Annotated in this window: 13 protein-coding genes; 6 read left to right on the top strand and 7 right to left on the bottom strand. The window is 51.5% G+C overall.

Going from position 1 to position 11,070, the window contains the following annotated elements:
* The 3 genes from ACTH5D_RS15535 to traF all read right to left on the bottom strand — a co-directional run.
* Window positions 1-1,581 (bottom strand): conjugal transfer protein TraG N-terminal domain-containing protein (locus ACTH5D_RS15535; RefSeq protein ID WP_441672822.1); only part of this gene is annotated, 1,581 nt, incomplete at its 3' end.
* Window positions 1,581-2,990 (bottom strand): conjugal transfer protein TraH, encoded by a 1,410-nt coding sequence (locus ACTH5D_RS15540; protein ID WP_441672824.1) that lies wholly within the window; start codon window positions 2,988-2,990, stop codon window positions 1,581-1,583. The genes ACTH5D_RS15535 and ACTH5D_RS15540, both read right to left, overlap by 1 nt.
* The gene (traF, locus tag ACTH5D_RS15545) at window positions 2,990-4,003 is read right to left on the bottom strand and encodes a conjugal transfer protein TraF (RefSeq protein WP_427047153.1); all 1,014 of its coding nucleotides are present in this window, start codon (window positions 4,001-4,003) and stop codon (window positions 2,990-2,992) included. The genes ACTH5D_RS15540 and traF overlap by 1 nt, the downstream gene beginning before the upstream one ends.
* A gap of 372 nt (window positions 4,004-4,375) precedes the next feature.
* Between traF and ACTH5D_RS15550 the strand changes: the two genes are divergently transcribed.
* Window positions 4,376-5,272, top strand: a complete 897-nt coding sequence (locus tag ACTH5D_RS15550; protein ID WP_441672827.1) for a hypothetical protein — start codon at window positions 4,376-4,378, stop codon at window positions 5,270-5,272.
* Between the two features lie 43 nt (window positions 5,273-5,315).
* On the opposite strand, the gene ACTH5D_RS15555 is transcribed toward ACTH5D_RS15550, so the two are convergent.
* A complete protein-coding gene (locus ACTH5D_RS15555) occupies window positions 5,316-6,773 on the bottom strand; it encodes a UvrD-helicase domain-containing protein (RefSeq protein WP_427047151.1) in 1,458 nt (485 codons plus the stop codon).
* 153 nt (window positions 6,774-6,926) lie between these two features.
* Between ACTH5D_RS15555 and ACTH5D_RS15560 the strand changes: the two genes are divergently transcribed.
* Window positions 6,927-7,598 (top strand): metal-dependent hydrolase, encoded by a 672-nt coding sequence (locus tag ACTH5D_RS15560; RefSeq protein WP_427047150.1) that lies wholly within the window; start codon window positions 6,927-6,929, stop codon window positions 7,596-7,598.
* Here ACTH5D_RS15560 and ACTH5D_RS15565 read toward each other — a convergent pair.
* Window positions 7,595-7,732 (bottom strand): hypothetical protein, encoded by a 138-nt coding sequence (locus tag ACTH5D_RS15565; protein WP_427047149.1) that lies wholly within the window; start codon window positions 7,730-7,732, stop codon window positions 7,595-7,597. The two genes, ACTH5D_RS15560 and ACTH5D_RS15565, sit on opposite strands and share 4 nt — an antisense overlap.
* A 185-nt stretch (window positions 7,733-7,917) precedes the next feature.
* Between ACTH5D_RS15565 and ACTH5D_RS15570 the strand changes: the two genes are divergently transcribed.
* From ACTH5D_RS15570 to ACTH5D_RS15580, 3 genes are all read left to right on the top strand, one after another.
* Window positions 7,918-8,415: a hypothetical protein gene (locus ACTH5D_RS15570; RefSeq protein ID WP_427047148.1), complete on the top strand. Its 498-nt coding sequence runs from the start codon at window positions 7,918-7,920 to the stop codon at window positions 8,413-8,415.
* 10 nt (window positions 8,416-8,425) lie between these two features.
* Window positions 8,426-8,854 carry a hypothetical protein gene (locus ACTH5D_RS15575; RefSeq protein ID WP_427047147.1) on the top strand — a complete coding sequence of 143 codons (429 nt, stop codon included), beginning with the start codon at window positions 8,426-8,428 and terminating at the stop codon, window positions 8,852-8,854.
* Window positions 8,855-9,093: 239 nt separating this feature from the next.
* Window positions 9,094-9,789: an energy transducer TonB gene (locus ACTH5D_RS15580; protein ID WP_427047146.1), complete on the top strand. Its 696-nt coding sequence runs from the start codon at window positions 9,094-9,096 to the stop codon at window positions 9,787-9,789.
* Window positions 9,790-9,905: 116 nt separating this feature from the next.
* Here the strand turns inward: ACTH5D_RS15580 and ACTH5D_RS15585 are convergent, their stop codons facing one another.
* Entirely contained in the window at window positions 9,906-10,043 is a 138-nt protein-coding gene (locus tag ACTH5D_RS15585) for a hypothetical protein (RefSeq protein WP_427047145.1), read from the bottom strand.
* A gap of 7 nt (window positions 10,044-10,050) precedes the next feature.
* Complete coding sequence (locus ACTH5D_RS15590; RefSeq protein WP_427047144.1) at window positions 10,051-10,287, bottom strand: hypothetical protein; 237 nt, start codon at window positions 10,285-10,287, stop codon at window positions 10,051-10,053.
* Window positions 10,288-10,616: 329 nt separating this feature from the next.
* On the opposite strand from ACTH5D_RS15590, the gene ACTH5D_RS15595 reads away from it, so the two are divergent.
* Window positions 10,617-10,997, top strand: a complete 381-nt coding sequence (locus ACTH5D_RS15595; protein WP_427047143.1) for a hypothetical protein — start codon at window positions 10,617-10,619, stop codon at window positions 10,995-10,997.
* The last annotated feature ends 73 nt before the right edge of the window (window positions 10,998-11,070 follow it).

Below are 11,070 nucleotides of genomic sequence, written 5' to 3' on the forward strand. Positions count from 1 at the left end.
TGAACTCTGCAATGCCTCACTTAGCTGCAGGTTGGGCATAAAGGTTTCAGAGCCTGTATTACTTCTCCCTGTCATTGTGCCGGATGACTGCATTGACACCTGATCCATAACAGCCCCTTGCCGCAGGACATCCGGTGCCATCTGTTTTTCATCAACGTGATCAGAGCCACCCATTTTTTGCGCGAGCGAAGTCATGGCGTAGGTGGAGCCCGTTAACAGCACTAGCGTAAGGATAGGTGTTGCTGCAGCGAGCATACCGCCAACGGAAACCCAGTAGCCCAAACGTTCACCGGCCTGATGTAATTCATAAAAGGACGTTGTTGCATTATCAAGTTGCGCCAGCTCACTCGAAGCGACCATGTATAAAAAGAAATTAGTGATAGCCAAAACCGGAAGCCATAGCTGTATCCACAGAAGCATTTGCCCATACTTGATGGCCAGCTTCATGCCAAAGGCGCCTAAAACGATGATAAAGGCCATAAACGGCGTAATCGCATAAGCAAAGCCCTCAATGAAAGTGATCATCGGGCGTACAATGCTCATGAAGATCGTTTGCTCAGCAGCCCATTGCACATTACGTTGTTGCAACGCTTGGTTGATCATGGTGGATGCGGAGAAATCATGGATGTCACGGTACCGGCCCGACATAGCCTGGTGGAAGATAGGCTCCAAGATAGCGGTTTGGATATATTGCTGTGCCCCTGTTGCAGACTGCGATAGGGCGCCGAGAGCCCCATTAGCGGCCACAAACGCATCCGTATCGGGCTCCGCTAAAGAACCGTGCCCACCGGTTGAATGAAGGCCTATCTGCCTACCTATTGCCGACTTCACCTCTTCGGAGGCAACAACACTTGTTGTCCAGGCTTCAAGCGCAGCAAACGCAGCGGTGCAAGAAAGCGTTTGGGTTGCACCGTTATGCGTTATGACGGTACCAAATAGCTCTGACTCAAATTTCAAGCCGTCCATGTGGTCGCCTTCATTATAAATTTGCTCAATGCTTATATCATTGAGGTCAATTTTCATCGCCGTACATTCACGAATGTAATTATCCCAAGAACCCCGGAAGTTATTCGTACCACCGGTGCCCACAGAATCAATCGTCGATAATAAATCGGCATTGTTACCGTTTCGGCGAATCTCCATTAGCATCTTGAGAGCGTCAGCGTAGCCTGCACCATCCGTTAAGCCATAACCGGATGTAGCCCCACTGGGGGAGCTAAAAGCGGTTTCAAACATTTCCGTTAAGCCATAACCGACCTGAGAAACTAATGAACCAGGCAGCGCAATGCCTATAGGGACATCCGCAACAGCATGTGATTGCCCGTCGTATACACCCTCGATGGCCACATCGACAGTTGGGCCAAACATTAAAGCAAAGAGCAACCCAGACACTGCGATTTGGTGAACGGCAACAGGTTTGCCACCATTGAACAGGGTTTGAAATGCCATGATCAGGACGCCAAGCAAGAGTCCTGATTGTATGAGCTTGGAAAAGCCGCCTGTCCCAATAATGGAAGTAACGGCCATGATGATTTCTTTCAGGTAAGCTGAGCTACCTATCGAATAGATCGTCGCGTCCATTACTCACCACCATACTGAGGGTTTAGGTCTTGCAGGTGGTAGTTATTGGCTTTTAGGTTTCGAAGAAAAGCCTCATAGGACACCATGATATCGTTAAGGCTGCCATAGCTACCGCGAAGTACCCCGTACTCCTGCTGCAGAGAGTTGAAGTTGGCGTTTATGATGGCGCGTGCCTCAGGGCCGTAGCCTTCATCCATGCTGTGAAGCGAGTTTTGTGCGGCTCGAATCATTTTAGAGGCGAGCTCATAAGCCATATCAAGCGCAAGCGCATTGGCATGCTCTTCAACGAATGTTGACGCAGCGTTATTGTTTAGGACAGCTAAGTTGCGAATTAATGAACCAGCTGAGTAGGGGAGGTTGGTGATAAAGTCACGATCAAATGAGCTCGCGTTATACGAGGCGTGGTTTGCGCTGTAATAGTAGATCAGACCGTTATTGGACGCATCCCCATTTAGCTTGTTCTTAATCATTGTTCCCAGCCCCTCCAGGGACTGGGTAGATGTCGTCACCCCATCACAATCTGTGTAATTGTTGCACTTCAAAAGCGTGGCGCTTTCTGACCCCTCCACTAAATCTTTTAAGGAGAGATAGGGGCCAGGCAAGGGAGTGTTTTCTCGCTCGCCGTCACTACTAGGACTAACGATATATGTCCCTGTCAGCGACATAATGGATTCAAGCATGGCGTTGCCGGTTGCATTGTTAAGCCAATTCCAATTGTCAACTTGATTGTCTTTCATGCCCCGCCATACGATATTGCCTGCAACTTCGCCTTCACCCTCAGCAATTAGCTGCTCTTCGGCATTGCCGGTGTCACCAATGCTGGCGATACTGTCGAAAAACCCATCGATAACCCCTTCACTTTGTGCCTTTCCTTTAAACTCCATGCCCATGCTGTTTTCGATGGCGCCAGCTCCGGCATTCACTATCCCTTGAGCCCATTCACAGGAGTTCATGGATAGGGCATTAAGTTTCTGCACGACTTCCTGTAAATCTTGAATTTTGGCAGAAGCTTCTGGGAACACAGTAGACAATGCGATATGGAAGGCATACGCCTTAGCATTAGAGGCAATATTACGGAAGAGGGCGATCAGCTGATCAGCACTGATAAACGACGCGCTCCCAGCGAACATATCAATCCCACCACACCCACCATCAAGGGTAGGGGTTTGGATGTTAAGCAGGCTCTCTGTCACGATAGGCGTTCGCACGCGTAGACCGCCACCTGAAATAACGCCTCGACGCTGTGTTTCCCAAACGCCAGCAGGGGAGGTCGCGCTCATACCGTCGTAAAGGCCACCCAGTGCCTTATTAATGTCCGCACTAGCAGGGGTGGACATCCCCGCGCCGAACAACATAAATGCACTTACGCATGACGCAAGCACCGTTTTTCGCATGCTCAATGCTGCCATTATCGGTAGCCTCCAGATTGGTTAAAGCGTTCAAGTAGCTCAGCGGGAGGGATGAAGTTATTGTCATCGCCACTAGGCATGAATTCGGCGGGATCAATCATGTCCGAAAGGTCTTGGTCAAGGTTGCGCACAGGGCGTGTTTGGTTGAACTCCTCACGAGAAATCCAGCCAACGCGCAAGGCCGCTAGCACAATGCGTTCACGGGCATCGTTAAGTGAAATAGGGCCATGCGCAAACGCGGCAAACTCACCGGAAGGCTCCGCTAGGAAAAGAGCTGGCGCCCTTTCCATACCAACTTGCTCTGCATGACCATCATCAGGTCGAAAGTCTGGGAAAGGATTGCCTGGGAGGTCTTTGCCGTCCAAGGAGATGGGGATGATGGCGAACGTGCGCTCCAGCATTTTTACAACGTTGGTGATTTCAGCGCACTCCTGGCACTCGCTGTCGTAAAAATAAAAAATACCGACACGCTCAGCTAATTTATCCAAAATCGTGGTGCGATTATTGGCGGCAATGCGATCAAGCTGGCGAGAGCCAGCCCCAGCGGTCGGTCGGCGGTTAGCCTCATCAAGAATGGGGTGACCCATCGTTGCAAGCTGAGCAGCATCCGAAAACTGCTCACTGCGATCCATCATGTAGCGCTGGAGATAGAAAAACGCCTGCACATTTTCAACAGTAGGATCGTTCCAAGCCGCATCGCGGTATTTTGGAATATTTTCTCTGAACCACTCAGCGGATAACGGCTCCGGTGGCGGCGGGCCTTCGGGCTCTGGAGCAGGCGGGGGCTCTGGCGGCTCCGTTACGGTGACACCTTCGAGGGGTTCAGGCTCTGGCTCTTCGATGACCTCTTCAACTGGCTCGGGAGGGTCTTTATAAAAAAACCAACCATCACTTTGGTTTTGCCAGAAGCTCCCCCTCGGGTCACGCTCAATATTGGCGTGAGCGGCCATAGATGCTGTCCCGAATGACAGCGCGACGGCCAGCAAAAGCGGGCGCTTAGAGAAAATACCCATGTGTTCATCACCATTAATACGCGTATGGCGGTAATGGTACGCAGGTAAACCTGAAAACCTGGGTGATAAGCCCCCTATTTTGGCGGTGTAACGATCTTTTTTTGAGTAGACACAACCAAAACCACATGTCGGTGCTACAAGGAGACGGATGAGGATTTAGTTGCTCGCAAGCTAAAGCGATACCAATGCTGATGCAGGTAAGAAATAGGCTAGGGTAAGAGGAATAATATGGATGACGGCGCTTGTTGTGCGTTGAAGACAGGCATGTGGAGCACAAGGATTTATTTGTGCTAACTTATGTTATGTTGAACCCTTTATGGCGTAATGAGTCATAGCGGCCCCCCCCCCATAAATGATTGGGCGAGTTTAATAATGATGACCGAAAAAAGCAACTTGGAACGCTCACCCCTCACTGACCAAAACATCAATGAGAACGAGGTGTTTAAACTGCTTGAACCAAGTAGGAACAAGGATGTTTCTGACGTGCTTAGCGAGATGGTTTGGCACGTCTGCCATCTTTACAATATGTGCAAAAAACCAGTGTTCAATCCACACTGTGATGCGGAAATTGCCGATGACGCCACTAAAGAAGAAGTTGCGAGCCAATTTATCTCATTTCAACCGTTAAGCGCCGACAGTTATAAAACAATCGGTAACTTCATGAGTGACGTTGTTATTGAGGAAGTTTGGCGGAATAAAGATGGCACGCCACTTCAATCCCCTCTGCGTCGTAGTAAATTGGTCAGTGAAGCCTTTCAGCAGCGTGCGCCCATAAAGACATACGTGGAGAAGCGGCTAGGCATTACCCCTCCGATCAATGAAACGGGGAGCGATTGGCTGGTGAAGATGGCACAAGATAGTGCTGTATTTCGTCACTGGTGGCTAGGCATCACCCAAGAGCTCATGATGCGACTTGAACGACTTCCGATGGAAACCGCTCTTGTATGGCAAGGAATAGCCGCATCAAAGGCCATCCAAGAGCAGTCTCAAATTACGCGTCAGTTATGCCAAAAGACACAGGAAGAGATAGCTAATGCCAAGAAAGAGGCCGGTGAATCGCTAGTCTCTTGGGTTGAAAGGCAAGTCGGTGGTGATAACCGCTATTACGATGCGACTAATCAGCATCACTTGCACATGACCCTAGAGTGCCTGGCCAATGCATTTGGCAAAAGACGCGTTGCTGCGGCGCTGGTCAATATACCGATTTATGGCACGCCTGAGGTGAAGGAGGCGTTGAAAAAAGATTATCCATTTCCTAGCCCTGAATAAGGGTAAGCGCTTAGGTTTGATAAAGGGTACTAACAGGGCTGGATCACCAGCCCTTTTTTTTTGCCAACTTCATAGTCGTGGTGATGCATTCGTTAGCGATTAGAAAGCTTCTGGCCCGCGTAGAGGCGACATAAAGCAGGTTAATTTCTATTGAGCGGGCAGCAACACTCATCTTCGGATCATGGATATCCATAAAGTCATCGAGCAGATACACCGTAGGCCACTCTAAACCTTTCGAGCGGTGAGCCGTGGTGACGACAATATCGGCAGTAGCTTCCGCATTCGCAACCTGCATTTTTAATTGTGCCAGGTGTACGTCGAGATTCGGGTAGGCCTCAATGACTTTAAGCGCCCTAAGCATTTCGGGATCATCGGAAGCTTCGGCCATCGCCCGATATTGCTCAAAGCTGCTGAATTCCGCGAGAAGCTTTTTATCGGTAACGCGCTCTTTTTGCCCCTTTGAGAGCCAAAACAAATTCTCTAGGGCATTCAGGTTGTAAGCGTCATACCCGCCGACCATGTACACGACTTTCTTTTTCGATGCGAAAAAGAGCGCTGCCTGGAGCACACCCATCATGGTGCGAGCTATGAACGTGACTTGCCCGGTAGGGGCGTGACGCAGATGAAACTTACTACTAGGCACCACGCAATCTGCGCCCCCCAGTCCATGCACCTCAACCGGCTCACCTTTTAGCGCCAGCAAGGCATTGGCCACTTCGGCGACTTTGGGGCCAAAGCGAAAGCTGTTTGTTAGATGCATCACCGTGGCATGCTGCAACAGGGGAGAGTCGAGGCTATCAACGGCATGGCGAAACTGATAAATCGCCTGCGCGCTATCTCCACACATCAGAACGCGGCACTTCTTTTGCTTCATCACGATGTCTTCAAGCACCGGCACCGTATCTTGGAATTCATCAATCGCAATAATGTCGTACTGGGCTGACAAATCTGGGCCGCTGAGTTGATAGAGCTTTAAGTAAGTATCATGCGAGCAGGGGAAGTTATCGTCCGCTGCGATCATCCGCGCCCACACTTTTTCGGCGCAATTAATCACCAGCGTTTGCCGGGTTTGCTGGCTTTCTGTTGTCTCGCCTTTTAAAGGATGGTGCTCAGGCCCCAGGCGCATGCTTGCGCTGGTCATAAAGCGATTAAGGGCGCTTTGCACATCAGAGGCAAGCGACCAGTCCCGTGTATCCAAGGCATCGGCAATCTCTCGAATGCGGATGTTGGCAGTGAGCTTATGCTTTAACGCCAAACCAAAGGCCCTAAAGGCAAGTTGATGTGACGTTTTACAGGTGACGTTCGACGGAAACTTCTGCGCAGCCTCCTCGCGCACTGAGCGGTTGTAGGCAATATAGAGCATCCTTAGCGTAGGGCGTCGCTCGGCGTACAAGCACAGCACGCTCGACTTCCCCGTACCGGCTTTTGCGCGGACAACCAGTAAGGGGCCTTCATACTCAATAATCGCTAGCTGTTCGGCTGTCGGTTGAAACGATCCCATATTAAGGAGCCCTGGCGTATTCATCGCACACGTTACCATTAGTCGCCTCGCCAACAAGCGGATAACGCTGCCAAAACAGCCCCCTTATTTCCCTGGAGAAACAGTTGGTTTGGTTAGAGTAGGGCTTTCCGTAAACAGAGTGAGCGTCTAACGATGGCCAATTTCAACGTCCACCTGTCGGCAGGGATTATTGGCGGTACCGCGTTGGCCCATATTGGCTGGGGGATGGGTGTTTGGCCGGGGGAGTCGCTGTTTTTGGTCATCATGCTGACAACTATCGGCGGGCTACTACCAGACATAGACGCACACAACTCGCACTCGGTTAAATTGATCTTTAATCTCTTTGCGCTTATCACGATGGTATTTGTTTCAACACTTCTCCATGGCAGTTACAGCTTCTGGATGATTGCGCTGATAAGCGCCTGTGTTTTCGTAGGCGTTCGCTACGGCGTCTCCAATGCCTTCCTCATGCTCACAGAGCACCGTGGCAACTGCCATTCCCTGGTGGCCATGTTGTTAGCCGGATTCGTGACGGCGGCTGGGAGCTACAGCTTGCAGCAAAATGGCATTACCGCCTGGAGTCATGGCTTTGCCGTGATGCTGGGGGTGCTGATCCATCTAGTGCTGGACGAAATCTATGCAGTGGACTTTGCGGGGGTTCGGCTGAAAAAGTCATTTGGGACAGGCGTGAAGGTGTTATCCCTAGAGCACCCGTTTAGCGCCGTTGGGTTCGTTGTGCTGGCGTTTATCATGGCAGGGTTAGCGCCACCGATGAGCGATGCGATGACGCTTATCTCATATATTTGGGGCCAGACGTGGCATTAACGATAGGTCTCACGTTGCAGGTCAAGTTCGTTGAGGCGCTTTAAATCAGCCTCGGTATACGTCGTTAATAGGGGCTCTTCATCATCGCCTGGAGCACCGTCGTCAAACGAATCAGACTGATCGAGAAAACTCATAGACAGCTCCCTGGAAAGAGTAGACATCGCTATTAAGTGGGCAAGAAAGTTATTCACAAATTCTGTGGATGAATACGCCCTTAACCAAAATAACCGGCTTTATAACAGCAGGATAAAGGCCTGATCATTTTTTAGCCACAGCGTCAGGCGTATTAAATTTACTTCTCAATTAGCAAGGATTAAACATGGCGCGAACGGAAAATTCAATGTGGGCGAGGCACGCAGTAGGCGCTATTGCTATTAGCTGGCTATCGGGCTGCCAGCTTCTGCCCAGTGATAACGACGTACCGGAAGGGATGATGGGCATGCCTGCGGCGCCGCTATCTGAGATTGAGAATATGTTTGAGCAGCCGGATTACCTGGATGGCGCCCCCAGGGACGTGATTTATAAAGGCGATGTCGTAGGGCTATGGCTACCTATGAGAGCAACCGACCATGGCTGTATTGCGTACTCCATGGCGCTGGACAGTGACAGTTTAGAAGCGCCGGATATGGAGTTTTTCTGGCATGGCGAACGTTACCGCAATACAGAAGAGGGATGTGTGCCTATTGCTGAAGTTGTCCATAGTGACCCCGCCGACGATGAAGGCAATCAAGAGGCTGCCCTAGATGCGACGGCATTAGGGGAGTCATCAAGCACATTAGAGGGCTGGCCTGTCGGGTGGGCCGCTGGTGGGCGGTAAAAGGATCATCATGGCATCTACCAAAACAGCCCAGCACATCCGTAAGCGCAAAAAACGTTCTTATTGGTCAGCACTCAAAGCGTTGCCCAGGCGCGGCGTGCAACGGGTAATCGCTATCGCTCAGCATTGGGATCGGTTCGCCATCCTCATGCTAGGGAGTCTCCCGCTAGTGCCCGTAATGGCATGGCCCTCTGCGGTCACGTTACTGCCTGCCCCCTGGCCATTTACAGAGACCGCTGGGTGGTGGGCGTCGTTGGTGATCACCAGTATTTTCCTGTACCCCTTACCCGTCTGGCTAAGCGTGAAAGGCTTATGGCGTCGTCGTTGGCGTGATAAGCGCACACTACACGCATGGAGCTTGCTCGCCTGGCTCTCACCACTCACCGTCGCAGTGGTCATTAGCGCTGGCTATACGTGCGCATGGCAGTTCCAGTGTTAGCGCCCACATGAAAGCCAATTCCCATTTAGATGGCCAAAAGAGGGGGCTTATTCTCCGAAGCGTTTGCAAAACTAGCGCACGCTATTTGCTCGATCACCATGCCCAACGGCAATGACTTAGGCCAATGGCTCATTGGGATCGGGCATAGCGACGACGCGACCCACTGGGGCCGTCATCCCTACTTAGATGCCGGGTACCAGGCGGTGGGGCATTAACAATGGCAGAACAAGGAGATGGTTATGGGGAAATACACTAACGGCGTGTTGGCTGTTGCTGCCAGTGTTTGCGTGAGTGCGGGAACGGCGGTGGTTGTAACACTATTGGTACTGGATATCAGAGAAGAGTGTTCTTTTTCAACAAGTGCAGCACAGAACCTAGATTTACCCGTGAGCTTGCCCCCTCAAGTTGAAGATCAACACCAGGTAGCGCCTCAACGAGCGGAAGATCAATTTCTGCGTGAACAAGAAAACGCCCTTTTGCAGCAGGAAGGCGAAGCACCGCGCCTGCGTGAAGAAGAAGAGCAGCAACGCCGTGAAGCAGAAGCCGAACGCCAACGCCAACGCCAAGCGGCAGAAGCTGCCGAGGCGGCCATGCAACGCCAGTTGGCAGGTGAAGCTGAAGCGGCGGCCATTGGCCAGCCTCCCGCGCAGAATAGCTTTCTCAATATTGTTATTCGCCGTGTCGAGCGAAACTGGGCGAGGCCTGACGGTGCTAGCGACTCAATGAGGGCTACGCTCCAAGTTCGGCTAGGGCCAGCAGGTGAAGTGCTGGCAACGTCGATAGTGACATCGAGCGGTGATAGTGCGTTTGATCGGTCGGCAATCCAGGCAGTCGAACGCGCCGCGCCGTTTGGTGAGCTACGGGCTTTGCCCGCCGACCAGCAACGCAATCTGCGCCAATTCAATTTGCTATTTACCCCCCGTGATGTTCGCTAAGCTCCTGCCGCAACAATAAACCAAAACAGATACGCGCCCGAAAAAGGCGCGTATTTTTACCTAATTGTCTTGGGTAGGCTTCTGCCTAGCAGCATGTTTTTCGGCAAGGCTACGCTTTACGTCTTCAACCAACTATCGAAAAGGCCCGACTGGGCATTAGTGGCGTTTTCTTCATCTGCGGTAGCGGCGAATGAAAGCATTCCCGCCTGCACCAGCACTACCATTCGCGTCATGGGCGCTGGTGTAATTGTCATGATTTACCTATTGGTCAGCGGTGGTAGCGGGCATTAGTTTATTGGCTTCTTCTTCGATGCGCTCCAATGCGGCCACACCGCCCGAAGTGAGGCCGCTGTCTGGAATATAGGCTAGGAGTACCAACGCACTAATGCGCTGATAACAATAGGCCTGTTCGTCCGGTTGGCCATCGTGCATTAGCGAAACAAGCATCTGTAATTCTAATCCAGCCGCGTGGATCAATGTTTCTTCTAACTTCCGCATAGGGTTTCTCCCAGTGTTGCCGTTCTTAACGGCTGGCGCCTTAGTTTCGTTGCGCCAAAAAATGGCTAATGCGTATTGGATGATGCCATTAGCGCAGGCTATGTGTGTGCCTGACAGTTCCAGTGTTAACGCCATTATGTCATCAAATGCCCATTTAGACGGCCAAAAGAGGGGGCTTATTCTCCGAAGCGTTTACAAAACTAGCGCACGCTACCCAGAGCATTCACCGGCTGGTGGATGACGTGTTGAGCAGTATGGTGAAAACGTGAGTGCTCCATGGGGAGCAAGCGTCATCAACATGCGACGTTGGGTATTGGGGAGAAGCGAGCATGCAGCTTTGTGATCGTTGTGGAGGTGGAGAGCGCTTAGGGGTTAACTGCCCAGAGTGCGGTGGCAGTGGAATGGTCGCAGTGCATGGCCAATCTAAACAGCCAAGCACGCAGCGGTTAACACCCGTGTCGGATGCTTTTCGGCGCCAGCAGGCACGGGCAGCACGGGCAGCGCGAGAGGAAGAAAAAAAGCGGCGAGTAAAGCAATACCACATACCGGAACAACGGCCTCAGCTCACGAAAGCTGAACAGGCTGCCATGCGAGCGGCTTACCTGGCTCGAAAAAAGCAGCAAGCCGAAATCAGAAAAGCCGCGTATATGGCAAAGCTCAACCAGCTCACGCTATCCCCAATGGCCCAGGTCGAAAAGGGGGAGTTTTAGCAAAAGTCCGCGTAATTTTTCTATATAGCAAAATGTGTGTAAGCGAGTGAGTGAATGCCTGAAAGCCAGCGGT

The organism is Halomonas sp. (assembly GCF_052095695.1).
In the GTDB taxonomy this organism is placed as follows: Bacteria; Pseudomonadota; Gammaproteobacteria; order Pseudomonadales; family Halomonadaceae; genus Vreelandella.

Coding starts and splice junctions, on each gene's coding strand:
- ACTH5D_RS15585 (WP_427047145.1), bottom strand. CDS start 10,043: ATGACAATTACACCAGCGCCCATGACGCGAATGGTAGTGCTGGTGCAG.
- traF (WP_427047153.1), bottom strand. CDS start 4,003: ATGGGTATTTTCTCTAAGCGCCCGCTTTTGCTGGCCGTCGCGCTGTCA.
- ACTH5D_RS15580 (WP_427047146.1), top strand. CDS start 9,094: ATGGGGAAATACACTAACGGCGTGTTGGCTGTTGCTGCCAGTGTTTGC.
- ACTH5D_RS15540 (WP_441672824.1), bottom strand. CDS start 2,990: ATGGCAGCATTGAGCATGCGAAAAACGGTGCTTGCGTCATGCGTAAGT.
- ACTH5D_RS15595 (WP_427047143.1), top strand. CDS start 10,617: ATGCAGCTTTGTGATCGTTGTGGAGGTGGAGAGCGCTTAGGGGTTAAC.
- ACTH5D_RS15555 (WP_427047151.1), bottom strand. CDS start 6,773: ATGGGATCGTTTCAACCGACAGCCGAACAGCTAGCGATTATTGAGTAT.
- ACTH5D_RS15570 (WP_427047148.1), top strand. CDS start 7,918: ATGGCGCGAACGGAAAATTCAATGTGGGCGAGGCACGCAGTAGGCGCT.
- ACTH5D_RS15560 (WP_427047150.1), top strand. CDS start 6,927: ATGGCCAATTTCAACGTCCACCTGTCGGCAGGGATTATTGGCGGTACC.
- ACTH5D_RS15550 (WP_441672827.1), top strand. CDS start 4,376: ATGATGACCGAAAAAAGCAACTTGGAACGCTCACCCCTCACTGACCAA.
- ACTH5D_RS15575 (WP_427047147.1), top strand. CDS start 8,426: ATGGCATCTACCAAAACAGCCCAGCACATCCGTAAGCGCAAAAAACGT.
- ACTH5D_RS15590 (WP_427047144.1), bottom strand. CDS start 10,287: ATGCGGAAGTTAGAAGAAACATTGATCCACGCGGCTGGATTAGAATTA.
- ACTH5D_RS15565 (WP_427047149.1), bottom strand. CDS start 7,732: ATGAGTTTTCTCGATCAGTCTGATTCGTTTGACGACGGTGCTCCAGGC.